Annotated in this window: 24 protein-coding genes and 1 pseudogene; 11 read left to right on the forward strand and 14 right to left on the reverse strand. The window is 64.7% G+C overall.

Features of this window, described 5'->3' with window-relative positions; all coding sequences use genetic code 11:
* The 3 genes and pseudogenes from A5634_RS17355 to A5634_RS17365 all read right to left on the reverse strand — a co-directional run.
* Window positions 1–220 (reverse strand): annotated as a pseudogene (locus A5634_RS17355) (hypothetical protein); the annotation flags it as partial.
* Window positions 221–238: 18 nt separating this feature from the next.
* A complete protein-coding gene (lon, locus tag A5634_RS17360; RefSeq protein ID WP_065145271.1) occupies window positions 239–2569 on the reverse strand; it encodes an endopeptidase La in 2331 nt (776 codons plus the stop codon).
* 72 nt (window positions 2570–2641) lie between these two features.
* Window positions 2642–3859, reverse strand: a complete 1218-nt coding sequence (locus tag A5634_RS17365) for an alpha-hydroxy acid oxidase (RefSeq protein ID WP_065145272.1) — start codon at window positions 3857–3859, stop codon at window positions 2642–2644.
* Window positions 3860–3893: 34 nt separating this feature from the next.
* Between A5634_RS17365 and A5634_RS17370 the strand changes: the two genes are divergently transcribed.
* Complete coding sequence (locus A5634_RS17370) at window positions 3894–4310, forward strand: DUF1810 domain-containing protein (RefSeq protein WP_065145273.1); 417 nt, start codon at window positions 3894–3896, stop codon at window positions 4308–4310.
* On the opposite strand, the gene A5634_RS17375 is transcribed toward A5634_RS17370, so the two are convergent.
* The 3 genes from A5634_RS17375 to A5634_RS17385 are packed head-to-tail and all read right to left on the reverse strand — an operon-like array spanning window position 4303 to window position 6733.
* Entirely contained in the window at window positions 4303–5571 is a 1269-nt protein-coding gene (locus A5634_RS17375; RefSeq protein ID WP_065145274.1) for an alpha-amylase family glycosyl hydrolase, read from the reverse strand. The genes A5634_RS17370 and A5634_RS17375 overlap by 8 nt on opposite strands.
* Window positions 5568–6104: an alkyl hydroperoxide reductase gene (locus tag A5634_RS17380; RefSeq protein ID WP_065145275.1), complete on the reverse strand. Its 537-nt coding sequence runs from the start codon at window positions 6102–6104 to the stop codon at window positions 5568–5570. The genes A5634_RS17375 and A5634_RS17380 overlap by 4 nt, the downstream gene beginning before the upstream one ends.
* A gap of 41 nt (window positions 6105–6145) precedes the next feature.
* Window positions 6146–6733, reverse strand: coding sequence for a peroxiredoxin (locus A5634_RS17385; protein WP_065145276.1), 588 nt, complete (start codon window positions 6731–6733; stop codon window positions 6146–6148).
* Window positions 6734–6832: 99 nt separating this feature from the next.
* Here A5634_RS17385 and A5634_RS17390 point away from each other — a divergent pair, with 99 nt between their 5' ends.
* The 4 genes from A5634_RS17390 to A5634_RS17405 are packed head-to-tail and all read left to right on the forward strand — an operon-like array spanning window position 6833 to window position 9773.
* Entirely contained in the window at window positions 6833–7774 is a 942-nt protein-coding gene (locus A5634_RS17390) for a hydrogen peroxide-inducible genes activator (protein WP_081290498.1), read from the forward strand.
* Between the two features lie 19 nt (window positions 7775–7793).
* Entirely contained in the window at window positions 7794–8534 is a 741-nt protein-coding gene (locus tag A5634_RS17395; RefSeq protein ID WP_065145277.1) for an EthD domain-containing protein, read from the forward strand.
* Window positions 8534–8977, forward strand: a complete 444-nt coding sequence (locus A5634_RS17400) for a TIGR03618 family F420-dependent PPOX class oxidoreductase (protein WP_065145278.1) — start codon at window positions 8534–8536, stop codon at window positions 8975–8977. The genes A5634_RS17395 and A5634_RS17400 overlap by 1 nt, the downstream gene beginning before the upstream one ends.
* A gap of 40 nt (window positions 8978–9017) precedes the next feature.
* Window positions 9018–9773 carry an enoyl-CoA hydratase/isomerase family protein gene (locus A5634_RS17405; protein ID WP_065145279.1) on the forward strand — a complete coding sequence of 252 codons (756 nt, stop codon included), beginning with the start codon at window positions 9018–9020 and terminating at the stop codon, window positions 9771–9773.
* Here A5634_RS17405 and A5634_RS17410 read toward each other — a convergent pair.
* Window positions 9770–9961, reverse strand: coding sequence for a (2Fe-2S)-binding protein (locus A5634_RS17410; RefSeq protein WP_065145280.1), 192 nt, complete (start codon window positions 9959–9961; stop codon window positions 9770–9772). The two genes, A5634_RS17405 and A5634_RS17410, sit on opposite strands and share 4 nt — an antisense overlap.
* Window positions 9962–10256: 295 nt before the next feature.
* On the opposite strand from A5634_RS17410, the gene bfr reads away from it, so the two are divergent.
* From bfr to A5634_RS17435, 5 genes are read left to right on the forward strand one after another with little or no spacing between them, the layout of a single operon-like run.
* A complete protein-coding gene (gene bfr / locus A5634_RS17415; RefSeq protein WP_065145303.1) occupies window positions 10257–10736 on the forward strand; it encodes a bacterioferritin in 480 nt (159 codons plus the stop codon).
* 46 nt (window positions 10737–10782) lie between these two features.
* Window positions 10783–12888, forward strand: coding sequence for an MDR family MFS transporter (locus tag A5634_RS17420; RefSeq protein ID WP_172831728.1), 2106 nt, complete (start codon window positions 10783–10785; stop codon window positions 12886–12888).
* On the forward strand, window positions 12885–13379 hold the full coding sequence (locus tag A5634_RS17425) for a carboxymuconolactone decarboxylase family protein (RefSeq protein WP_065145281.1): 495 nt from the start codon (window positions 12885–12887) through the stop codon (window positions 13377–13379). Before A5634_RS17420 ends, A5634_RS17425 begins: the two co-directional genes overlap by 4 nt.
* Before the next feature lie 19 nt (window positions 13380–13398).
* A complete protein-coding gene (locus A5634_RS17430) occupies window positions 13399–14751 on the forward strand; it encodes a glutamine synthetase family protein (RefSeq protein WP_065145282.1) in 1353 nt (450 codons plus the stop codon).
* Window positions 14748–15905 carry an amidohydrolase family protein gene (locus A5634_RS17435; protein ID WP_065145283.1) on the forward strand — a complete coding sequence of 386 codons (1158 nt, stop codon included), beginning with the start codon at window positions 14748–14750 and terminating at the stop codon, window positions 15903–15905. The genes A5634_RS17430 and A5634_RS17435 overlap by 4 nt, the downstream gene beginning before the upstream one ends.
* On the opposite strand, the gene A5634_RS17440 is transcribed toward A5634_RS17435, so the two are convergent.
* Both A5634_RS17440 and A5634_RS17445 read right to left on the reverse strand, forming a co-directional pair.
* Entirely contained in the window at window positions 15889–17247 is a 1359-nt protein-coding gene (locus tag A5634_RS17440; protein WP_065145284.1) for a phenylacetate--CoA ligase family protein, read from the reverse strand. The genes A5634_RS17435 and A5634_RS17440 overlap by 17 nt on opposite strands.
* A gap of 12 nt (window positions 17248–17259) precedes the next feature.
* Complete coding sequence (locus A5634_RS17445) at window positions 17260–17718, reverse strand: nuclear transport factor 2 family protein (RefSeq protein ID WP_065145285.1); 459 nt, start codon at window positions 17716–17718, stop codon at window positions 17260–17262.
* 143 nt (window positions 17719–17861) lie between these two features.
* Between A5634_RS17445 and A5634_RS17450 the strand changes: the two genes are divergently transcribed.
* A complete protein-coding gene (locus tag A5634_RS17450) occupies window positions 17862–18887 on the forward strand; it encodes an aminotransferase class I/II-fold pyridoxal phosphate-dependent enzyme (RefSeq protein ID WP_065145286.1) in 1026 nt (341 codons plus the stop codon).
* Here A5634_RS17450 and A5634_RS17455 read toward each other — a convergent pair.
* From A5634_RS17455 to A5634_RS17475, 5 genes are read right to left on the reverse strand one after another with little or no spacing between them, the layout of a single operon-like run.
* Window positions 18884–19390, reverse strand: coding sequence for an aconitate hydratase (locus A5634_RS17455; RefSeq protein WP_081290499.1), 507 nt, complete (start codon window positions 19388–19390; stop codon window positions 18884–18886). The genes A5634_RS17450 and A5634_RS17455 overlap by 4 nt on opposite strands.
* Window positions 19387–20634 carry a 3-isopropylmalate dehydratase large subunit gene (locus tag A5634_RS17460; protein WP_065145287.1) on the reverse strand — a complete coding sequence of 416 codons (1248 nt, stop codon included), beginning with the start codon at window positions 20632–20634 and terminating at the stop codon, window positions 19387–19389. The genes A5634_RS17455 and A5634_RS17460 overlap by 4 nt, the downstream gene beginning before the upstream one ends.
* Before the next feature lies 1 nt (window position 20635).
* Window positions 20636–21850, reverse strand: a complete 1215-nt coding sequence (locus A5634_RS17465) for a LeuA family protein (protein WP_155769589.1) — start codon at window positions 21848–21850, stop codon at window positions 20636–20638.
* Entirely contained in the window at window positions 21847–23304 is a 1458-nt protein-coding gene (locus A5634_RS17470; protein WP_172831729.1) for an acyl-CoA reductase, read from the reverse strand. Before A5634_RS17470 ends, A5634_RS17465 begins: the two co-directional genes overlap by 4 nt.
* Complete coding sequence (locus A5634_RS17475) at window positions 23297–24376, reverse strand: hypothetical protein (RefSeq protein WP_065145290.1); 1080 nt, start codon at window positions 24374–24376, stop codon at window positions 23297–23299. The genes A5634_RS17470 and A5634_RS17475 overlap by 8 nt, the downstream gene beginning before the upstream one ends.
* Window positions 24377–24404: the final 28 nt, after the last annotated feature.

Genomic DNA, 24404 nt, shown 5'->3' on the forward strand with positions numbered 1-24404 from the left:
CCTTGTCGACGGTGCCCAGGACCCGCTCGGACGTGATGACCAGAGCGCCGACGTAGCTACGCAGGTTGCCTTTGGACACCTTGCCCGGTACCGAGCCGGTGAATCGCAACGTGACTGGAATGAACTCGGTCAGGTGGATGATGTTCTCTTTCTCGGCCTCGGCCCGCAGGTCCGCGGGCAGTTTGCCGATCCCGAGCATCTTGCGGATGATCACAGCCATCCGTGCACCTTAACGCTCCTAGGCCGCTGCGCCCTCCGCGGCACTTGCCGTTGCCGGTTCCAGCGCCTGCGCCACGATCTCGGCGACGTCGGTCATCGGTTTGACGGTCAGTGTCTCGAGCACTTCGGCTGGGACGTCATCCAAATCCGGCTCGTTGCGCGCCGGGATGAAAACCGTTGACAGACCGGCACGTTGGGCAGCCAACAGCTTCTGTTTGACGCCGCCGATCGGCAGCACCCGGCCGTTTAGCGTGACCTCACCGGTCATACCCACATCCGAACGAACCTGGCGTCCGGTAGCCATCGACACCAGCGCGGTCACCATGGTGACACCGGCGGACGGACCATCCTTGGGCACCGCGCCGGCCGGCACGTGCACGTGGATGCGCCGGTCCAGCACGCTCGGGTCCATACCGAGCTCGGCAGCGTGTGAGCGCACGTAAGACAGCGCGATCTGCGCCGACTCCTTCATCACGTCACCCAATTGACCGGTCAGCTGCAGGCCCGGTTCGCCGTCGGTTGAGCCCGCCTCGATGTAGAGCACATCGCCGCCCAGGCCGGTCACGGCCAGGCCGGTGGCCACGCCGGGCACCGCGGTACGTTCGGCCGACTCCGGGGTGAAGCGCGGCCGGCCCAGGTAGCCAACCAGATCCGGCTCGTCGACCGTGATCGGCTCGTCGTTGTCGGCCAACTTGGTGGTCACCTTGCGCAGGGCCTTGGCCAGCAATCGCTCGAACTGGCGCACACCCGGCTCGCGGGTGTAGTCGGCTGCGATCTTGCGCAGCGCGGCATCGGTCACCGTGACCTCGTCCTCGCTCAGCGCCGCCCGCTCCCGTTGCCGCGGCAACAGGTAATCGCGGGCAATGGCCACCTTGTCGTCCTCGGTGTAGCCGTCAATCTGCACCAGCTCCATGCGGTCCAGCAGCGCCGACGGGATGTTCTCGATCACGTTGGCGGTAGCCAGGAACACCACGTCGGAAAGATCCAGGTCCAGATCCAGGTAGTGGTCGCGAAAGGTGTGGTTTTGCGCGGGGTCGAGCACCTCGAGCAGCGCCGCGCTCGGATCGCCCCGGTAGTCCGAGCCCACCTTGTCGATTTCGTCAAGCAGCACAACAGGATTCATCGACTCTGCCTCGCCGATGGCACGCACGATGCGACCCGGCAGCGCGCCGACGTAGGTGCGCCGGTGCCCGCGGATCTCGGCCTCGTCGCGCACCCCGCCCAGGGCGACGCGCACGAACTTGCGGCCCAGCGCACGAGCTACGCTCTCGCCCAGCGACGTCTTGCCGACGCCGGGTGGGCCGGCCAGCACCATCACCGCACCCGAGCCGCGTCCGCCGACGACCTGCAGCCCGCGCTGCGCCCGGCGGCTACGCACTGCCAGGTATTCGACGATGCGGTCTTTGACGTCGTCCAGCCCGTGGTGGTCGGCATCCAGGACCTCCCGTGCCGCGGCAAGGTCTGTCGAGTCCGCGGTCCGCACGTTCCAGGGCAGGTCCAGCACGGTGTCCAGCCAGGTACGAATCCAGCCGCTTTCCGGGCTCTGGTCGCTGGCCCGCTCCAGTTTCCCGACCTCGCGCAAGGCGGCCTCGCGCACCTTCGCCGGCAGGTCGGCGGATTCCACCCGGGCCCGGTAATCGTCAGAGCCGTCGGGTTCGCCTTCCCCAAGTTCCTTGCGGATGGCGGCCAACTGCTGACGCAGCAGGAACTCCTTCTGCGTCTTCTCCATGCCTTCGCGGACATCCTCGGCAATCTTGTCGTTCACCTCGACCTCGGCCAGGTGTTCGCTGGTCCAGTCGATCAGCACGCGCAACCGCTGGGCAACATCCACGGTCTCCAGCAGTTGCCGCTTCTGTTCGGCGGAGAGGTAGGAGGCGTAGCCCGACGTATCGGCCAGCGCCGACGGGTCGGTCAAGCTGTTGACGTAGTCGATGATCTGCCACGCCTCGCGCCGTTGCAGCATCGCCAGCAGCAGCTTCTTGTACTCGCCGGCAAGGCCCTTGACCTCCTCGGTCACCTCGACCTCCGGCACCTCGGTCACCTCGACCCACAACGCCGTGCCCGGCCCGCTGGCCCCGGCACCGATGAGTGCCCGACGCTCACCGCGCACCACCGCGGCCGTCCCGTCGCCGCCGGCGATTCGGCCCACCTGCAGAATCTCGGCCACCACACCGTGGGTCGGGTAGCGGTCCTCCAGCCGCGGGGCGATGAGCAGTTCGCGCGATTCGCTGGCCTGAGCGGCGTCGACCGCGGCGCGGGCGGCATCGTCCAGCGCGATCGGCACCACCATGCCCGGCAGCACGATCGTGTCGGTAGCGAACAGGACCGGCATCGATTTGGCTTCAGCCATCAAATCCTCCCAAAGTTAAGTCCGATTGGCTCAACCTTGGCGGCTTTCGGTTTGTTCCCGTGACTTGCGTTACTAGCGCAGCTGCGTCACGTGCTTAGGGGAGAGTTCTTCCAGGCATGTCACGCCCAGCAGCGCCATGGTTCGCAGCACCCCGCTCTGCAGGATGTCGATCGCCTTGCGCACACCCGCTTCGCCACCGGCCATCAGCCCGTAGAGATATGCCCGTCCCACCAGCGTGCAGCGCGCTCCCAAAGCAATCGCCGCGACGATATCGGCGCCGGACATGATGCCGGTATCCAGCAGGATCTCGGTGTCTCGGCCCAGTTCACGGGCCACCGACGGCAACAGGCGGAACGGCACCGGGGCGCGATCCAGTTGGCGGCCACCGTGATTGGACAACACGATCCCGTCCACGCCGCGCTCGACAACAGCACGTGCGTCATCAAGTGTCTGGATCCCTTTGACGACGAGTTTGCCGGGCCACCGCGCCTTGATCCAGGCCAGGTCGTCGAAGGTGACACTGGGGTCGAACATGGTGTTCAAGTACTCACCGACGGTGCCCGACCAACGATCCAGCGACGCAAAGGACAACGGCTCGGTCGTGAGCAGGTCGAACCACCAATGCGGGTGCGGCACCGCATCGAGCACGGTGCGTAGCGTGAGTGCCGGCGGGATCGACATCCCGTTGCGAACATCACGCAGCCGTGCCCCGGCGACCGGGACGTCGACGGTCACCAGCAAGGTGTCGAACCCCGCGTCCGCCGCGCGTTGCACCAACGCCATCGAGCGCTCGCGGTCCTTCCACATGTACAGCTGAAACCACTTGCGCCCCTGCGGGGCAGCTGCCACGACGTCCTCGATCGAACTGGTGGCCAGGGTGGACAGCGAAAAGGGGATGCCCGCGGCGGCCGCCGCTCGGGCACCGGCGATTTCACCTTCGGTGTGCATCAAGCGGGTGAACCCGGTGGGGGCGATCCCGAATGGCAGCACCACCGGGTGCCCCAGGACGTTCCAGCCGGCGGTGACGTTGGTGACGTCCCGCAGGATCGTCGGATGAAACTCGATGTCGCGGAAGGCTTGTCGGGCACGAGCGATGGACAGCTCGTCCTCGGCGGCGCCGTCGGTGTAGTCGAAGGCCGCCGCCGGGGTGCGCCGCTTGGCGATGTGCCGCAGATCCGCGATGGTCAATGCCGCGTCCAGGCGGCGCTGGGTGCGGTTGAACTGCGGCTTTTTGACCTGCATCAGCGGCGCCAGGTCTCGAATCTTGGGCACTTGTCGCTTGACCGCCATTAACTGATCTAACCAGGGGTGTAAACGTAGATAGATGAGTTTTGACCTAGCGCGCTTCGTCGACGCGCAGGCCGGCGTCTACGACAGTGTCGTCGCCGAGCTGCGCGCCGGACACAAACGCAGCCACTGGATGTGGTTCGTGTTCCCGCAACTGCGCGGGCTGGGCCGGACCCCGACCGCCGACTACTACGGCATCTCCTCGCTGGATGAGGCCCGCGCGTATCTGGACCATGAATTGCTCGGGCCGCGGCTGCGCGAGTGCGCGCGTCTGGTCAACCAGGTGCAGGATCGTTCGGCCACCCAAATCTTCGGCTGGCCCGACGACCTGAAACTGCGTTCGTCGATGACCTTGTTCGCCCGCGCCAGTTGTGACAACCAGGATTTCGTCGCGCTGCTCGACAAGTACTACGGCGGCGAGCAGGACCCGAAGACCGTTGCACTGCTCAGCTAGGCCGCAAAATCCGCCACCCGTGGGGTTCGACCGCCACGGTGTCGACGACCTCTTCGGGCGGCGCCGTTGATCCCGCGACTAGGCGGGCCGGGGATGCGCCCAAGTCGCGCAACGACACTTGCAGCGGTTCGTCGCTGATATTGAGTGCGACCAGCAGCGCCTCGTCACCGTGTCGGGTCTGGTAGACATAGTGCCGGTTGTCCAGTTGCAGCGCTTTGGTAGACGCGCGGTGCAGCCACGGATGGCGGCGGCGCAGGCCGACCAGATATTGGTGCAATGCCCAGATGGGATCGTCTGATTGGGTTGGGGGAGAAGCGAACTCCGGCCGTACCGCGTCGTCACCACCGTAGCGTTCCTCTTTGAGGCCGCGGTAACCCAACTCATCGCCGGCATAAATGCTCGGCACACCTCCCACCGTCAGCAGAACCACCAACGCATGCGCGACATGATCGGGTTGCTGTAGCTGGCTGGCGATCCGGGTTACGTCGTGATTGCCGATGAAGGTCATCGGCACGAAGGTTTCCAGAAACTCGTTGTGCCGCTGCAGTGTCCAGTCCAGTTCGTAGAAGTTACCGTCGTTCAGGCTGCTCCAGATCGCCTTCCACAACTCATACTGAGTAGCCGAGTCCAGGCGCGCAGCATCAACGACCGCAGCGTAGTCACCGTGGATGAGCTCGCCGACGAACCACGCGTCCGGATGCCGGTCCCGCGCCCTGGGCAGCACGTTAGCCCAGAAATACGGTGGCACAGCGTAAGCCGCGTCCAACCGCCAGCCGTCGGCGCCGCGGTCCAGCCAGTGCGTCAACACGTCGACGACGTAATCGGCAACCTCGGGATTGCCGTGGTTGAAGGCGAGGAGTTCGGCGTGGCCCTCGAAGGTTCCACCACTGAGCCAGCCCTCGCGTGCCGGGAATTCGGTACCTACGTGATTGAATACGCCGTCGAGCAGCACGCGCAGACCCCGACGGTGTGCTTCGGTGATCAGATAGTCGAAGTCGTCGTCGTCACCGAGTCGGGAATCGATGCGGTAATGGTCGGTGGTGTCGTAACCGTGTGTGCGCGAGGCGAAGACAGGACCCAGGCTGACGCCGGAGGCGCCCAGCGCGATGGCGTGATCGAACCAGTCGACGAGTCGGCGCAGCCGGTGTTCCCCTGGGCCGGGCCGGTCCTCCGCGGGGAAGGCACCGACAAAGCCCAGGGGATAGACCTGCCACCAGATCGCGTGTTCGATCCAACCAGGGCCGGTCACAGCCGTGGTCAGCCGACCGCCGCCAGGGTCTGCGCGGTACTGATCGCTTGTGCCACACCGGAAACGATCGCGGCGACCTTGAGCGCCTCCAGAATCGTCTCCCGGCTGACACCCTCTTCACGCAGGGTGTGCTCGTGGGCCACGAGGCAGTGCGAGCACCCGTTGATCGATGACACCGCGAAACTCCACAACTCGAAGTTCGCCTTCGCCACACCGGGATTGGCGATGATGTTCATTCGCAGGCCGGCGCGCAGGTCGTCGTACTTGCCCTCCAAAAACCCGCGGCCGCGGTAGAACACGTTGTTCATGCCCATGATCGAGGCGGCACCCAGCGCGGCGTTGTACGCCTCGGCGGACAGGTTGTCGGCCGCCTCGGCCCCGATCTCAGCCAGCACCTGCGTGTTCCGCGTCGCCGCGGCACTGGCTAGCAAGGTGCCCCACAGCTGCTCCTCGTCCAGTGCCGTGGTGCGGGTGATCGAGCCGAGGTTGAGTTTGAGGTCCTTGGCGTACTCGGGCAGTGCGGCCTTCAGACTTTCGACACTCATGTATTCGTTCTCCTCTTACTCTTGTTACTCCTCACGCACTCTTAAGCTGACGCCTTGAGCAGTTCGCCCGCATCGATCGTCGGGTCGCCCTTGCGCCAGTTGCACGCGCACAACTCGTCAGATTGCAATGCGTCCAGAACCCGCAGCACCTCATCGACGTTACGCCCCACGGATCCGGCCGTCGCCGAGACGAATTGGATCTCGTTGTTGGGATCGACGATGAAGGTCACGCGGTCGGCGACACCGTCAGCGTTGAGCACACCGGTCGCAAGTGCGAGTTCCCGCTTGATGTCGGACAACATCGGGAACGGCAACTTCTTCAGATCCTCGTGCTGCGCACGCCACTGGAAGTGGACGAACTCGCTGTCGATCGAAACGCCCAGCACCTGCGCGTCGCGGTCCTCGAACTCGTCGTTCAACTTTCCGAATGCGGCGATCTCGGTCGGGCACACGAAGGTGAAGTCCTTGGGCCAGAAGAACACAATCCGCCACTTGCCGGGGTGGTCCTCGCTAGAGATCGTGGCGAAGTAGTCACCGGGTTGTTGGGCGTCTACCTTGGACAGGTCGCCACCGATCAGAGCGGTCAACTGGTAAGCGGGAAATTGTTCGCCGATGGTCAGTAGGGTCATCTTTGCTCCTTTTCTGGATCCATTCAAGTTTCGTATAACCCCATGATGCCCTCTGGTTGTCATTAAGTAAAGGTGATCTTAGGCAATATACTAATAGGTATGCCCAATAAGAGCTTTCACCCCACCCTGGCCGGGTTGCGAGCCTTTGTCGCGGTCGCCGGAAAGCAGCATTTCGGCAGTGCGGCAACAACTCTCGGCGTGAGCCAGTCGACACTTTCGCAGGCCTTGGCCGCGCTGGAAGCAGGAATCGGCATGAACCTCGTGGAGAGATCGACACGACGAATGCGCCTCACCGCCGAAGGTGTGCAGCTACTGCCGCTGGCCCGAGCAGCGGTCGAAGCGGCACAGGCATTCATCGACGCGGCCGCCGGGGCGTCGGATCCACTGGAACGCAGCATCCGGTTGGGATTGATCCCGACGGTGGCTCCCTATGTGCTACCCAGCCTTCTGGCCGGACTCGCCCGCCGCCTTCCGGCGCTGACCGTGCAAGTCGTGGAAGACCAGACCGAGCGCCTGCTGGCGGCGCTGCGCGACGGCGCGTTGGATGCGGCACTGATCGCGCTACCCGCCGATTCGCCCGGACTGACCGAAATCCCGATCTACGAAGAGGATTTCGTGCTGGCGCTGCCGCCCGGGCATCGACTGTCCGGCAAGCGCCGGATATCGCCCGCGCTGCTGGCGGAGTTGCCGATGCTGTTGCTCGATGAGGGCCACTGTCTGCGCAACCAGGCCCTGGACGTATGCCAGAAGGCCGGCGTGCGCGCAGAATTGGCCGACACCCGCGCAGCGTCGCTGGCAACCGCGGTCCAGTGCGTCGCCGGCGGGCTGGGGGTGACACTCATTCCGCAGAGCGCGGTCGGTGTCGAAACCGCACGCAGCCCAGTCGGACTCGCGCAGTTCGCTGCTCCGCGTCCGAACCGGCAGATCGGCTTGGTGTTTCGTTCGTCCGCCGGACGCGATGACCCCTACCGCCGACTTGCCGGCATCATCGGAGAACTCGTGTCCGAAAGCCAACCGGTACGCCTCGTCGACGACAATTGAGAGAGGCTAGGTTCGGCGCATGGAGAAAGTAATCGCAGTCCTGCGACGGGCCGAGTTTGAGGATGACTGGTGCGCCCGCCTTCGGGGCCCGGTGGCCGACCAGTTGGCAGGGTTGGACCCAGGGTTGGACCCAGGGTTTGACATAGCCGGGTTGTCGATCAATGTTCGCGACAGCGCGGTACGCGAGTCGCTGATGACGCTGACGACGCTGGATCCGCCGGTGGCGGCGGTGGTCAGCCTGTGGACCCAACAGTGCTATGGCGAGCAGACGACGGCGGCGCTGCGCCTGCTCGCCGACGAATGCGAACAGTTCGCGGCCTACCTGGTGACCGAGTCGGTACCACTGGCCGCGCCGGAATTCGAACCAGGCTCTCGCACAACGGGTTTAGCCAATATCGCGTTGTTGCGCCGGCCTGCCGACTTGGACCAGGCGACGTGGCTGAACCGCTGGCAACTCGACCACACCCCGGTCGCCATCGAAACCCAGTCGACCTTCGGCTACACCCAGAACTGGGTGGTTCGCGCTCTCACCCCCGACGCCCCGGGAATCGACGCGATCGTCGAGGAGTTGTTCCCACTGGCGGCAGTTTCGGATCTGAGAGCATTCTTCGGAGCTTCCGACGACGCCGACCTGCAGCACCGAGTGGGCCGGATGGTGGCCAGCACAACCGCTTTCGGTGCCAACCAGAATATCGACACGGTACCCACCAGTCGCTATGTGATCTCGACGCCGTGGAACGACCGGATTGGGGAACGTTGATGACGACACTCGAAGAGGCAGTGGCGCTGGCGAAGTCCGAGAGTGGCTTGGCGGTGATTTCGACGGTCCGCGCCGACGGTACGGTGCAGGCATCCCTGGTCAACGTGGGACTGCTGGCCCATCCGGCCGGTGGGGCACCCGTCCTGGGCTTCACCACCTACGGCAAGGTCAAACTCGCCAACCTGCGGGCGCGACCGCAGTTGGCCGTCACGTTCCGCAACGGTTGGCAATGGGCCACCGCCGAAGGGCGGGCGGAGTTGGCTGGACCGGATGACACGCCGTCCTGGCTGAACGACGCCGACCAGTTGCGGGTGTTGCTGCGCGACGTCTTCACCGCCGCGGGCGGCACGCACGACGACTGGGACTCCTACGACCGGGTGATGTCGCGGGAGCGCCGGTCGGTCGTGCTGATCGAGCCAACTCGCGTCTACAGCAACGGATGACCTCCGGGCGTGAGCAGACGCGAAGGCTAAGCTCCGACCCGTGACGCTGCTCATCAACGACGAAAACCGCGTTCGCACCCTCACGCTGAACCGGCCCGAGGCGCTCAATGCCTTCAACGAAGCGCTCTATGACGCCACCACCCAGGCGCTGCTGGATGCCGCCGACGACCCGGAGGTCGCCGTCGTGCTGTTGACCGGCGCCGGGCGCGCATTCAGCGCGGGTACCGATCTTGCCGACATGCAGGCCATGATCACCGACCCTGATTTCCAGCCGGGCACGTGCGGCTTCCGCGGACTCATCGAAGCGCTCAGCGCGTTCAACAAGCCGTTCATCTGCGCCGTCAACGGCGTCGGGTTGGGCATCGGCACCACCGTCCTCGGCTACGCCGACCTGGCCTTCATGTCGACGACAGCACGGCTGAAGTGCCCCTTCACCAGCCTGGGCGTGGCGCCGGAAGCGGCGTCGTCGTATCTGTTGCCCCAACTGATCGGTCGGCAGAACGCCGCGTGGCTACTGCTGTCCTCGGAATGGGTCGACGCCGAGGAGGCACTGCGGATGGGACTGGTGTGGCGGGTCTGCGAACCCGAGGACTTGATGTCCGAAGCCCGTCGTCATGCCGAGATCCTGGCAGCACGCCCGATTTCGAGCCTGATCGCGGTCAAACACACCATGACCGAGCCGCTGCGCCCCGGCATCGCGGCAGCGACCGCACGGGAGAACGCCCATTTCGCGGAACTGATGGGAACGCAGGCCAACGCGGCGGCGCTGGCTGACTTCAGCAATCGTCCTCGCTAGCGCGAGGCGCTGAGCTCGGCCTGTTCTACCTGGGAGGCCGCCAGAATTGCGCGCAATGTCCGGCGGCAGCGGCCGCAGTCGGCGCCGGCGCCACAGGCCGCAGCGATCTCTTTGGAAGTTGACGCACCACGCGCGACGACGTCACAAACCGTTTGGTTGGTGGCTCCGACGCACAGGCACACATACATCAGAGAGCACCCATTGATTGGATACCAGGAGCTGGATGCATGGGCCGCATATTAGTGGAGTCTAACCTAAGTAGGTTAGTAGAGTCTAACCTAAGAAGCAGACCACGCTGCCGGATCCAGCGTCACCGGACGCGCCGACCGCGTAATAAAGGCTGCGCCGAGGACCTCGGTTGGCACTAGATTTGAATCGGCGCCGCGTTTCTGGATTCGACGGGCGCAGCTACACCCCGCACGGCTCGCTCCAGCCCAGCCTGCCTTGCGGTACGCCATGACAGCCTTAACCGTAGGAGTGATCATGCAAGGTGATCCGGAAGTTTTGCGCCTGCTCAACGAGCAGTTGACCAGCGAGCTCACCGCAATTAACCAGTACTTCCTGCACTCGAAGATGCAGGACAACTGGGGCTTTACCGAACTGGCAAAACACACCCGAGCGGAATCGTTCGACGAGATGCGGCACGCCGAGGCCATCACGGACCGCATCCTGTTGCTCGACGGACTACCCAACTACCAGCGCATCTTCTCGCTGCGCATTGGACAGACGCTGCGCGAGCAGTTCGAGGCCGACCTGGCCATCGAATATGAGGTGTTGGCTCGGCTCAAACCGGGCATCATCATGTGCCGGGAAAAGCAGGACAGCACGAGTGCCGCATTGCTCGAAGGGATTGTGGCCGACGAAGAATCCCACGTCGACTACCTGGAGACGCAGCTGGAGTTGATGGACAAGCTGGGTGAGGAGCTCTACTCCGCCCAGTGCGTCTCGCGCCCACCCAGCTGACCGCCTCACGGCCGCTGCGGCGCGGGGTCAAGACTGGAAGGCGGCAATGGCAGGCCCGAGAGCGACGATCACCGCACCCGCACCGTCCGCTGACTCGGTGCCAAATGCAACGCTGATCACCCCGCAGCGACGCAACTTCATCTTCCTGGCGATCGTGCTGGGAATGCTGTTGGCTGCCCTCGATCAGACCATCGTGGCGACGGCGCTGCCGACCATAGTCGCTGACTTGGGCGACGCCGGCCATCAATCCTGGGTGGTCACCAGCTACCTGCTGGCATCGACGGTCGTGACCGCACTGGTCGGCAAATTCGGCGACTTGTTCGGCCGCAAACGCGTGTTTCAAGCCGCGGTGCTGTTTTTCGTCGCGGGCTCGGTCCTATGCGGACTGGCGCAGTCGATGACCATGCTGGTGGGATCCCGGGCCTTGCAAGGAATCGGTGGCGGCGCGATCACAGTCACCGCCACCGCCCTGATCGGTGAGGTTGTCCCACTTCGGGAACGAGGGCGCTATCAGGGGATGCTGGGCGCGGTATTCGGGGTGACGACGGTCATCGGCCCATTGCTCGGAGGTTATTTCACCGACTATCTGACCTGGCGATGGGCGTTCTGGATCAACCTGCCGGTGTCAGTGGTGGTGATCTGCGTGGCCGCGGCGGCGATCCCGTCGCTGGCCCCAAGCACCGGCCCGAACACCGGAAAGGCCCCCCAGCCGATCATCGACTACGCCGGGATAGTGCTCATCGGTCTGAGCGCGACGGGTCTGACCCTGGCAACCAGTTGGGGCGGGACCGTTTACGCGTGGGGCTCACCGACGATCATCGGGTTGTTCGTCGGAGCCGTGGTCGGTTTGGCGTTGTTTGTGTGGGCCGAAACCCGTGCGGCCGAACCGATTCTGCCGATCCGACTGTTTGCCAATCCGGTATTCACGGTGTGCTGTGTGCTCTCGTTCGTGGTCGGGTTCGCGATGCTGGGCGCCATGACTTTTCTGCCGACGTTCATGCAGTACGTCGACGGCGTTTCGGCCACCACGTCGGGGCTGCGCACCCTGCCGATGGTGATCGGCATGTTGATCACCTCCACCGGCAGCGGCACCGTGGTCGGCCGCACGGGCCGCTACAAGATCTTTCCGGTGGCCGGTACGGCGTTGATGACGATCGCGTTCGTGTTGATGTCACGGATGGACGGGTCGACTTCTGCCTGGGTGCAATCGGTGTATTTGCTGATCCTCGGTGCCGGCATTGGCCTGTCCATGCAGGTGCTGGTACTGGTGGTGCAGAACACCTCGCACTTCGAAGACCTCGGCGTGGCCACCTCTGGGGTGAGTTTCTTCCGAACCATCGGAAGCTCGTTTGGCGCAGCGATTTTCGGTTCGCTGTTCGTCAACTTCCTGGACGGAAGACTCGCCTCGGCGCTGGCAGCGACCGGCGCGTCACCCGAAGCGGTGAGTTCTCCGGGCGCGCTGCACCGCCAGCCCGCGGCCGTGGCGGCGCCGATCGTGCAGGCCTACGCCGAATCGCTCTCCCAGGTTTTCCTGTGGGCGGCCCCGGTAGCCGCGCTGGGTTTCGTCTTGGCGCTGTTCCTGCGCGAAGTTCCGCTCCGCGACATCCACACCAGTGCGGTCGATCTCGGCGACGGGTTCGCGATGCCCACCACCGAGACACCGGAACGACTGCTGGAGAACGCAATTGCCCGGATGCTGCGTGCCGAGACTGGCATGCGGCTGCGCAGTATCGCGCTGCGGCCGGATTGCCGACTCGACGTTGCCGGTCTGTGGGCGGTGTTGCGGGTCAACCGCTACGGACAGTTCTTCGGCATTGCACGCCTCACCGATATCGGCGATAACCTGCAGATTCCGTTCGAGCTCCTGGAACCCACTTTCGATCGGTTGGTGACCGCCGGTTACGTGCTGCGCGAGGACGATCGGCTATGGCTGACCCCGGCCGGGGTGCAGCAGGTCGATTACGTGTATTCGCTTCTGCTGGCATGGATTATCGACAAGCTGTCGCGGTCGCCCGGGTTCGACGGCCGACCCGACCGCCGCGAGGTCGAAGCCGCGCTCGGACGGGTGGCTTACCGCGTCATTGCGCAGCGGGATTGGTTCGACGAGGCACCGGCGGTGCGCAAGGCCGGCGGGCGTACCATCTCGCCATGAGCCGAATCGGAACCTTCGCTGACGACGACGTGGCCGGCTGGGTCCTCAAATCCCCTGAACTTGGTGGTGCGATGGCCAATTTCAGCCGCGCGGTCTACACGAGCAACCGGCTGCCGCTGCGCACTCGCGAGATTGCGCGGGCGGTTATCGCCAACAACAACGAGTGCATCGTCTGCGCCAACACCCGCGACGCCGACGGGCCGGCCGCCGGAGTGGACGAGGAACTCTATGACCACGCCAGCGAGTGGCGCACCTGGCCTGGATACAGCGAGCAGGAGCGGCTGGCCGCCGAGTTTGCGCACCGGTTCTCCACCGAGCACACCGTGCTGCGCGACGACGAAGACTTCTGGAACCGTGCGAACGCGCACTTCTCCGAGGAGTTGCTGGCCGACCTGGCCATCTCGTGCGCGCTATGGGTGGGCATGGGTCGCGTGTTGCGGACCCTGGATATCGGTCAGGCCTGCAAGCTGACGTTGCCCAGCCGGGCCTGACCACTAGGCGGCGGCAGCCATGACAGCGACCCCGGTTGCCGCCGCGGCGATCGCCCAACTCGAGGCGAAGGGCGTCGACACCGTCGTCGGCACCGTGCTGAACCCAGCCGGTCTCACCCATGCCAAAACCGTCCCGCTGCGCCGCATCAACACCTTCGCCGATCCCGGCCTCGGCGCCAGCCCGTCCTGGCACGCCTTTGCCATCGACCAGACCGGTATTGCGTTCACCGACAGTGTCGGAGTGGTCGGCGATCAACGGTTGCGTATCGACCTGTCCGCATTACGCATCATCGGGGACGGTCTGGCCTGGGCGCCGGCCAACTTCTTCGAGCAGGACGGTGCGCCCGTGTCGTTGTGCAGCCGCGGAACGCTCGCCCGCATCGAGGCCGCCTTGGGCTCGGCCGGCATCGAAGCCGCGATCGGCCACGAGATCGAATTTTTACTCGTCGGCGCCGACGGCGCTGCGCTGCCGGCCACCTTGTGGGCGCAGTACGGGCTGGCCGGGGTACTCGAACACGAAGGGTTCGTCCGCGATGTCACGGCCGCCGCCACGCTCGCGGGGGTGCCGATCGAGCAGTTTCATCCCGAATACGGAGCCAACCAGTTCGAGATTTCGCTGCCACCGCAATCGCCGGTGGCAGCGGCCGACCAATTGGTGCTGATGCGGCTCATCATCGGTCGCGCCGCACGGCGTTTCGGGATGCGGGTCAGCCTGTCCCCGGCGCCCTTTGCCGGCGACGTCGGATCCGGTGCGCACCAGCATTTTTCGCTGACAATGCAGGATGGGCCGCTGTTCTCCGACGGAACCGGCCCGGGCGGGATGACAATGGCCGGCCAGTCCGCGATCGCCGGCGTCCTACGCGGGTTGCCCGGCGCGCAGGGAATTCTGTGCGGATCAATTGTCTCCGGCCTGCGGATGCGCCCCGGCAACTGGGCGGGCGCCTACGCGTGCTGGGGTATCGAAAACCGGGAAGCGGCAGTGCGATTCGTGCAGGGCGGCCCCGGCAACCCGCACGGCGGCAACGTAGAAGTGAAAATCGTGGACCCATCTGCCAACCCCTACCTGGCGTCCGCGACAATCCTGGGGCTCGCACTGGACGGCATCGAGAACGAACTGCCGTTACCGCCGGAGACGACGATAGACCCTGCACTGCAGTCCGAACCGGACCGGACCCGTGCCGGCACGCTGCTGCTACCCGAGTCACAACTGGAAGCAATTGGCGCACTTGAACAGTCGACGTCGCTGCGGGAGATACTCGGAGATCCGGTGGTCGACATGGTGCTGGCGCTTCGCCGGCTGGAGCATGACCGGTACGCAGACCTGGAGCCCGCGGCACTCGCGGACAAATTCCGGATGGCCTGGAGCGTATGACCCTGCCCCCTGATTCGGCCCTAGCCGAGCACATCAACCAGGTGACGCTGATCGACCAGCACGTACACGGGTGCTGGATCAACGCGGGGGACCGGCGACGATTCGAGAACGCGCTCAACGAGGCCAACACCGAACCCCTCGCCGAATTCGACTCCGGATTCGATTCGCAGTTGGGCTTCGCCGTCCGCAACCACTGCAGTCCGATCCTAGGGCTACCCAAACATGCTGAGCCCCATGAATATTGGGAGCGTCGCAGCCAATTCGGCGAGGCCGAGTTGGCCCGGATGTTTCTGCCCGCCGCCGGGGTGAGCAACTGGCTGGTCGACACGGGATTCGGTGACGACATCGCCAGTGTCGCCGAGATGAGCGAACTGTCCGGCCGCCGCGCCTACGAAGTGGTTCGCCTCGAGCAGGTCGCCGAACAGGCCGCCCAGGCACCGGGAGACTACGCGACGGCCTTCGAAGAGATCTTGCGCCGGCGCACCGCCACCGCGGTCGGCACCAAGTCCATCCTGGCCTACCGAAGCGGATTCGCGGGCGATCTGAGCGAACCGTCGGTGGCGGAGGTCGCCATGGCCGCGCAACGCTGGCGCGACAACGGCGGTATCCGCGTCACCGATCGAACGCTGTTGCGGTTCGGATTGCACCAGGCGCTGCGGTTGGGCAAGCCACTGCAGTTGCATGTCGGCCTAGGCGACCGGGAGTGCGATCTACACAAGACCAACCCACTTGCGCTGCTTGACTTTCTGCGCGAGTCGGGCGACACCCCGATCGTGTTGCTGCACTGCTATCCGTACGAGCGCGAGGCCGGCTATCTGGCCCAAGCGTTCAACAACGTCTACGTCGACGGCGGGTTGAGCGTGAACTACCTGGGGGCGCGCTCGCCGGAGTTCATTGGCCGCCTTCTGGAGTTGGCGCCGTTCCGCAAGATCCTGTACTCCTCGGACGGTTTCGGACCCGCCGAACTGCACTTTCTCGGTGCCGCGCTGTGGCGCGGCGGGATTCATCGGATCCTGCGTGGGTTCGTCGATGCCGGCGATTGGAGCGAGACGGATGCCATCCGGGTCGTCGATCTGATTGCCCGTCACAACGCGGCGCGGGTGTATCGATTGGCCAGCGGGGACCCGCGGGGCCCGGTCACGCCAGTGGGATGAATCGGCGCAACTTGCCGCTGGCCTGGTGCCGATTCAGCTTGTCGCACAGGGTGATACCGACGTTGGGTTGTGCCAGTCCGTAACGGCGGAGCGCATCGGCCAGGTCTGCGGTGAGCGCTTCCGGGTCGGGTGTGCCGACGATCAGAATGTCGGCGCCGGTGGCGGTTTGGGTGACTTGGTACTCCGAAACATCTGGGTCGGTACCGAGGACATGGCGAAACGCGATTGGCGGCACCGTCACGTCCCCGTATCGGAAGTCGTCGTCGCGGCGGCCGCCGATATCCGCAACCCGCGCGAACGCGCTGCCGCATGCGCAGTTGCCCGGTAGCGGCACCACCTGATCACCCAGGTCGTAGCGGATGAACGGAAACGTGCGATTCGCCAGGCCGGTTGCCAGCGTCCGCGCCGCGGGCTGATCCGGATCGACCGGCGCGCCGCCCTCGTCCACCCGTTCCAAAATGACCTCGTCCTCACACACGTGCAATCCCTCGCCCTGCCCGCAGCCCACGGCCTGAACACCGATCTCTGTTGAGCCCCAAAGGTTGTGGATGACTGCATCCCAGGCTTCGGCGATCGCGCCCCGATCTTCGTCGAGCAGTGGTTCGGAGTTGGTGCTGACCCGCACCGGCGCAATCTGCAGATCACCGGCGATGGCGGCTCGGGCCAGTCGACCGATCACCGTCGGATAGCCCACCAGGTGAGTGGGCTGGGCAGCGGCCACCGCCGCCAGCACGTCGTGAAACGGGGCGCCGGCAGCGATCACGACGGTCTGCATCGTGGGGGTGGTCGGGACATCGAAAAGGGGAGTGCTGGCGTGCGGGGGCACTCCGGCGGACAGCACGGCCAGCCGCGCCGGACGCACCTGCCGACGTTGCTCCTCGCGGGCCTGCATCCGCCAGGCCAGGCAGGTCGCCGAAATGTAGAAATCCCAATCCCAGACGTACACCCCGCGAATCCCGCTGGACCCGCCGGAGCTGAAGATCTGGTGCTCGCCGGTATAGGAAAACCATTGCTGCTGGGCAAGAACCCGTTCGGCGCCGGCCCGGTCGAGGCCGGGAGCGGTGATGATGTTGTCCCAGTTCTGCTGGGCGTCGTGCTTGGTCATCATCGGCACGGACGCCAGGTCGGCGATGGTGGCGCGCGGGGTGTCCAGCGTCCGCAATCGTCGGGCGTGAAACGGTGACCGCGCCGCGGCGTACCCCAGCAATGCGCGCAATCGGTGCGTCTGATATTCCTCGATCTGGCTGCGCGAGAAGCCCAGCCGTGCAACATGGTCGACCAGGGCAGCCTGCACCGCAGCCAGATGTGCGGCCCGCATCCGCGCGTAGGTCGGCTGCGCCATCAGAGGCGGCGTCTACACCAAGGCGGTTGCGTCGAAGATCCAGGACATGTCCCCGCTGGCCAGGTTCTCGAAATGGCTTGGTGGCGCGAAGGCGACCAGGCTGTTCATATCCCAGTAGTCCTTCCAGACACAGATTTTCCCGTCCGCGACCTGGTGCACCGAAACGAATCTCAGGGTGCCTTGCTCGCCGGTCTGGAACGTCCAGGTCTCGGAGTGCTCGTACACGACGTCGGACCCGTTGGACAGCAACAGTCCGTCGTGATTCTCATAACTCGCCAACTCGGCGAGGCCGAGCTTGAGCCGCGTCACGATGTTTTCCGGACCCCGCGCCGAAGCCGCGGGAAGCGGCATGTCGACGTATAGGCAGTCATCGGAAAGGAACGTCATGACCGCGTCCCAGTCCCGGCGCGACAGTGCTCGCCACATTCCTGTCACCACGTCGGTCGGTGCAATCGTAGAAACGTCTGTCATACCGGTCAATTAACCCGGCCGCCACGCGGGTGTCAACCACGACAGCCGGCGCGGGTGTCGCTTACTGAGCCAACGGGGTGCGGAGCAAGCGTTCCAAAATCCCGTTCAGCTGGGTAGACTATGGACCGACCGATATAACTCAGATGGGCGGATTCCTCACTGTGACAACGAATAACGTCTGCCTTACAGCGCCGTATTCAACCCGCCATGAGTTGAGCTTGAGTGAAAACCCTTTTCCGCCTTTGCCATCGGTACGCGACGCTATCGATGAGGCCATGGCCCGGGCAAACCGCTATCCGGAGTTTCTGCCACATCGGGTCGAGCAGTTGATCGCCAGCCACATCGGCGTGGAATCCGACCAGGTCGTCGTCGGCGCCGGAGCCACCGGTGTCGCCATGCAGATCATCGACTCGGTCACCCGCCGGGGCGATGAGATGATCTATGCGACACCCACTTTCGATGGCTATTCGATCATCTCCCGCATCGTGGGAGCCGCCTCCGTGACGGTGCCCCTCGACGCGCTCGGTCGTCAAGACCTTGCCGCGATGGCGGCGGCGCAAACGAATCAAACCGGGGTCATCGTCGTGTGCCGTCCGCACAATCCGACCGGCACGCTCGTCGACGGTCCCGAACTCGAGGAGTTCCTCACCGCTGTTTCGCGGCAGGTCACCGTCATACTCGACGAAGCCTATGTCGAATTCCTGGACCACGCCGACCTGATAGATGTTCGATCGATCACCACTAGGCACCCAAACGTGTTGGTACTGAGGACTTTTTCCAAGGCCTACGGATTAGCCGGTTTGAGAATCGGCTATGCCTTCGGCGCTGCTGACCTGGCGGCGCGAATCCGGGCGCGCCAGGTGCCTTTCGCACTCAGTGTTGCCGCCGAGTCTGCCGTGCTGGCGTCCTATCGAGCCGAGGACGAGTTGGCGGCACGGGTCAAGACCATCGTCGAAGACCGCGATGAGTTGCGCGATGCCTTGATAGCAGGCGGAATTCCGGTCCCGCGAAGCTACGCAAACTTTCTCTACCTGCCACACACCCACGTGGCCGAGATGCTCTCCGGTGCGAACATCGGTGTCAAGGCTTACCAAGATGGATCTGCCCGGCTCGCGATCGGAGACCGTTCGGCCAGGCACGCGGTCCTGCGCGCGCTACGGATTGCCTAGTCGCTGCATATCTTTTCGCGATTGTCGAGCAGCTCGAGCAGCCCACCCGCCTGCCAGATGCGCTGCACAAAGTTGCCCGGCGGTTCAAGCTGGATTCGATCGCCGGAATCGGTGCGCAGCGTCCAGTCTTGGAAATGCAACTCGAGGAGTTGGCCGCCGGAGATCAGCTGCAGATCCGCAGGATCGCTGAAAGTCACGCAGGGCAAAGCGTTGTTGGTCGCATTGCGGTAGAAGATCCTGGCGAAATCGGCCGCCACGATAGCCCCGATGCGGTTGAGCAGCAGGCTCTGTATCGAGGTTTCGCGGCTGGACCCACAGCCGAAATTGCGCCCGCCGATGATCATGTCGCCCGGGATGATTGCAGGTTGCATGGTGGGGTCGAGCTTGTTGAACAGTCCGCGCTTCACCACCTCGTGGTCCAAACTGAAGAACGACGGGGGGTGGATCACGTCGGTGTTGACGTCATCGCCGAATACCCATGCCCGCCCGCGCAATTGGTTCACTCGACCACACCTCCCAAAGATCCGTGCAACGCCGCCATTGCCACCGTGCGTGGGCTGGCCAGGTAGGTGCGACTGTCCCAGTGGCCCATTCGTCCCCGGAAATTCCGGTTCGACGTTGAGACGCACACGTCGTCCGCTCCAAGCACACCCTTGTCGATACCGCCGCAGGGGCCACAGCTGGACTGGTTGAATAAGGCGCCGGCGTCGGTCAGCGTTTCGACGTAACCCATCCGCAGCGCCTGTTGGAAGACGGCCACCGATGCCGGGATGACCACGAACCGCACCCGCTCGTCGACCTGCCGGCCTCGCAACACCTCGGCGGCAACTTTGATATCGGAAAGCCTTCCGCTGCTGCATGAACCGAGAAATGCCATGGTGACAGGGGTGGGGTCCAGCGCATCGACGGGGATCACGTTCGCTGGTGACCACGGCTTTGCGACCATTGGGCGCAGCCGGGTCAGATCAACTTCGACCTCCCGCTCGTAGTCAGCGTCGTCATCGGGCAGCGTGACCTCGGCCGGTACGCTGCCGTCACGTTGCCGCAGGTAAGCAAAGGTCACCTCGTCGGGTACGAAAATACCGAATTTCCCGCCCATTTCGACCGCCATGTTGGCGATCGCGAAGCGCTCGTCCTGGGCCAGCTTGGGTTCGGCGTGGTCGTGGAACTCCAGCGAACGATACCGGCCGCCGTGCTCGCCGAGCTCGGCCAACAGGTGCAGGACGATGTCGCGGCCGTTGCAACTCGGGGGCAGCGTCCCGTGGAAGGTGATCTTGATCGTGCTAGGGGCGCGCATCCAGGTGGTGCCGGTGGCAAGGGCGAACATAATGTCGGTCGAGCCCATGCCGGTTGCGCAGGCTCCGACGCCACCGGCCATGATCGTGTGGCTGTCGGCACCGACGATGAGGCTGCCGGGCAGGCAGAGCCGGTTTTCGACCAGCAACTGGTGACAGATCCCCTTGTCTACCAGCAGGTTACCGACCTGCTGGCGCCGGGAGAAGTCGATGAAACGCCGGGATATGTCGGCGCGTTCGGCAGTCGCGGGCGGTGAGAAGTGATCGTTGGTAAAGATCACCCGGGTTGGATCCCAGATGCGCAGACCACGCTCTTCGAACCGCTCCATCAGCAGCCCGATCGTCGCGTCATGGCCGAGTAGGGCATCCACCCGCACTTGCTGAATGACGGCGCTGGGGTCATGGTCCACCGCGTGCCCCCGCAGCACCTTGTCGCTAAGCGAAAGCCCCATGTCAGTCCGCCACCGATGGCGCGGAGACACTGACGGTACCGGGCAGTTCGTCGAGACTGACCCCGGAAAGATGCTCGGTAAAGAACCGCCGCCGCGATTCGAAGATTTGCTCATGTGCGGTCTTGTTCGCATGCCCGTAACGGCTCTTGACAGCGGCTAGCAATGGGGCAACCGCACTGTCATCGGCGTCGCGGCCGGCTTCGCGCAACAATATTCGGACCAATGCCCGTCCGGAGTGCTTCCCGAGGACGAACTCAGTGCGGCGGCCCACCGCGCTCGACGCCAGGTACTCATAACTGTCCTGGCTTTTGAGCATGGCGTCGACGTGCACTCCCGACTCGTGACGGAACACGTTCAGACCGGTGACGGGTTTGATGAAGCTGGTGTGCACGCCGGAGCGGTGCTCCACCAACTCGGCAAGTTCCTGCAGAGCGGCGAGGTTGATGCCGTGCCGCCGCCCGTGCAAATAGCTCAGGCCCACCGCGACCTCCGCAAGATCGGCATTGCCGGCACGCTCGCCCAGGCCGTTGACGGTGCACGTCAGACTGGTCGCGCCGGCTTCGACCGCGGCCAGCGTGTTCGCGGTGGCCAGCCCAAAATCGTTGTGGCAGTGCGGACAAATCGCAATTGCGCCGCCGAACGCCTCTCGGAGTTGCCGCACCAGACGCGCCATCGATCCGGGTGTGGCGCACCCGACGCTGTCGGCGGGAATCATCCGCCGCACCGTCAAACCCGCATCGACGAGACGTTCACCAACGGCGATCAAGAACATCGGGTCCGCCCGGGTGGCGTCCTCGAAGACGATGTTGAGACCCATTCCGCGACCGGTGACCTCTTCCGCGCCACCGCGAAGCAGGTCGGTCGCTGCAGCGCGGTCCAAACCGAGCGTGCTCTCGATGCGCGCGTCGCTGGTCGGCATGAACAGGAATACTTCGTCCGCACGGGCCTTTTCGGCGGCGGCAATATCTCCGGCGAACGGGCGGGCGGTGGCTCCGATCGCCGCGTTGATCCCACGCTGTCGCAGTTCCTGCAGCGCTTCGATCTCCGTCGGATCACTCGCCGGGAAACCCGCATCGAGCACATCGACGCCAGCTTGGCTGAGAGCGATTCCGATTTCGACCTTTTCGGCGATCGAGAACCCGACACCTGGTGCCTGCTCCCCGTCACGCAGCGTGCAGTCGATGATCTCGACCCAATTCGCGACCTCTGCAGTCATGCTGGTGCCCTTCCTGATTCGGCGTTCGGCGTGCTGGCCCACGGGTGCATCTCCACGTCACACCACGTGACGAGTTCGGCGATGCACGAACGTCCGTCGTGCTTCCAGACCAGGCTCGGATCTGGCATTCGGCCAGGAGCGCACAACCGGGTTGCGCCGAGACGCGCGAGAGCGGGTGCAAGACTGCGCATTTCGGCATCCGTCGCACCGACTGCAGTGTTCTGCAGATACTTTCCGTACGGCCGCAGTGCGTCCAGCATCCCGGTGTGATCGGGCACCGCGACCAACTGCACGTTGCGGTCGCCGCCCGACGGGTTAGCCAGCGCATCGTCGACCGATACCAGGCTGTCCGGCGAAATCCAGACTCGTCGATTCGGTGTCTGCGCCGCCCAATACTGGCGATCCACCGCGCGGATTCGTCGCGCCGCTGCTGTGGTGCCGTCCGGTGATCCGAGCCTGCAGCCCACGGCGTACCGACGCATGGCGGCATCCACCTCCGCAGCGAAAGCCGTTACCGCGTCGATGCTGCCTTCCACCAGGTACGCCTGCGCCGCGATGCAGGCGTGCTGGTCGAACATCGAGACGTCACGTGCCACCAGCTCGGCGGTTGCTGCCGTGCCATGTTCGCGCAAATACGCGTCGGTCAACAGGCCCACGGACAGCATGTGATTGTGTGCGATAAATCGTTGGTCAAGGCGTGTGCGAGCGCGGATGGCCGCGCACGATTCGTCACCGCCGTACGCGATGACGGTGTCGGCCGCGGCGAGTACGGCGTCGCGGATCGTGGTCTCGGTCTGGTCCCAGTACGTGACGAGGATCGCTTCGCCGAATCGCGGCTCGGCTTGTGCCAGCGTTGCGACGAACTGCGCGGCGAAGGTCGGTTCGCTGCTGGCGACTTTGACCACGGATGCCGACTTGACCAGCAGCGCACGCACCACGCTCAAGGCGGGCAACCCGGGCACGTTCCCGGTCATGACGTGACAGGTCAGGCCGGGGCCGGTCGCGATGGCCCGGCCCGCTAGTGCGGTGTCAACGCAAAACCCGTCCAGCACTAGGGGATTACCCAGTTCCCGGTGCAGCGCTGCCCACAACGAATCGCCACGATAGTTGCGCAGTTCGACGTCGAAGCTGCGCTCGACGGTCTCGACGTCGAGTCCGGTAGCCGCCACCACCGTGTCGCGGGCCGCGCGGCGGACCGGCCAGTCGCGGTCACACCATTGCTCGGCGACGGCGTCGATCGCGGCGACGATGGTCGCGATGTCGAGTTCGCGAAGGTTGTTGGCGGCCAAACGAAGTCGTTGCGCGATGGCGGGCCAGGCCGAAAGTTGGGGACGTTCCAGGTCGTAGGGGAGGTCTTGGTGGGGGAGCCGCATCCGGTCTATTTCGTGGGGCCGCACCCAATTCGGGAGATGCGAGATTACCGTTGCGGGGGCCAGCGTGCTGGTGTCAGACATGCATCTCCTCGCGGGCGGTGAGGGCATCAAGGCTCAGCGAGCAACCTCGGGCACTGTTGCGCACAACGCGACCGATGACGGCGGCACCGGCGGGCGCGGCAAGCGCCAAATCACCCGTCAACAACGCCGCCGGTCGGTCCAGCACACACAGGTCGACCACCTCGAGCAGACCCCGCCCGGTGGCGATGGTGGCCATCGTGTGAGGGTCGCGCACCTTTATCTGAACGTAAGGTCGGCCTGCCTTCACCCGCTCGCCGAGCGGGCCGATCGGATGATCGGCGTAGTCGTAAAGCTGGCTGGCCAGCTCCGTCATGCCGAACAGGTTGACGAAATGCCCCTCGGCAAAGCCGAATACCCTGCGTAGTGCGTCGCGCAGCGTGTCGACCCGCAATGACGAGGACTGCCGCTTGAAGCCACCGGCGTCAACTACCCGGGAACCCACCGGAAGTTCGAAATACCTTCTCCGCGTCTCGAAGTGCTCGCAGACGTTGGCAAAAGCCGTGGATCCGCCGATCAATACGGCCGGTTGCCCGGCGACGCAGACGCGGTCAAGGGCGGTGGCCAACCGGTCGTAGTCGACCCCCTGCGGTCCGACGACCACCTCGCTGAGTTCCGGATCTCCCAATTCGGTGGCGATTACCTCCATGCCGTAAGCCATCACCATCGTCGGGGCGTCGGCGCAGGTCGGAACGAACCGGATGATGGGCGGTTTTACCATCCCCGACGTGACGTGCCGGCGTGCATTGTCGAGGATGGACATCCGCATCAGTTCCAGCCCGCGCGGTGAATATGCGACCCGGCCGCGGGAGGCGCCCGATGTGCCGCTGGTGTGGAACTCCCGTACCGGCGGTTGGTCGCTGAACAGGTAGGGCGGGGACTGTTTGAATGCGCTGTCGGGTATCGGATACCCGAACCCGGTGGCACGCCAAAATTGCTCGATCACAGTCGAATTGGCGGCCGAAAGGGCGTTCAACCGGTCCAGGACCGTGGTCGTGTCGATGAGTTCGCCGGCGACCAGAGACTCGATGTCGTCGAACAACTGTCCGACAAAGCGTCCGTGGTAGCGGTACACCGAAACGTCCCTTCAGATGCGGTTGCAT

The sequence above is a fragment of the Mycobacterium asiaticum genome, assembly GCF_001673365.1.
Lineage (GTDB): Bacteria > Actinomycetota > Actinomycetes > Mycobacteriales > Mycobacteriaceae > Mycobacterium > Mycobacterium asiaticum_A.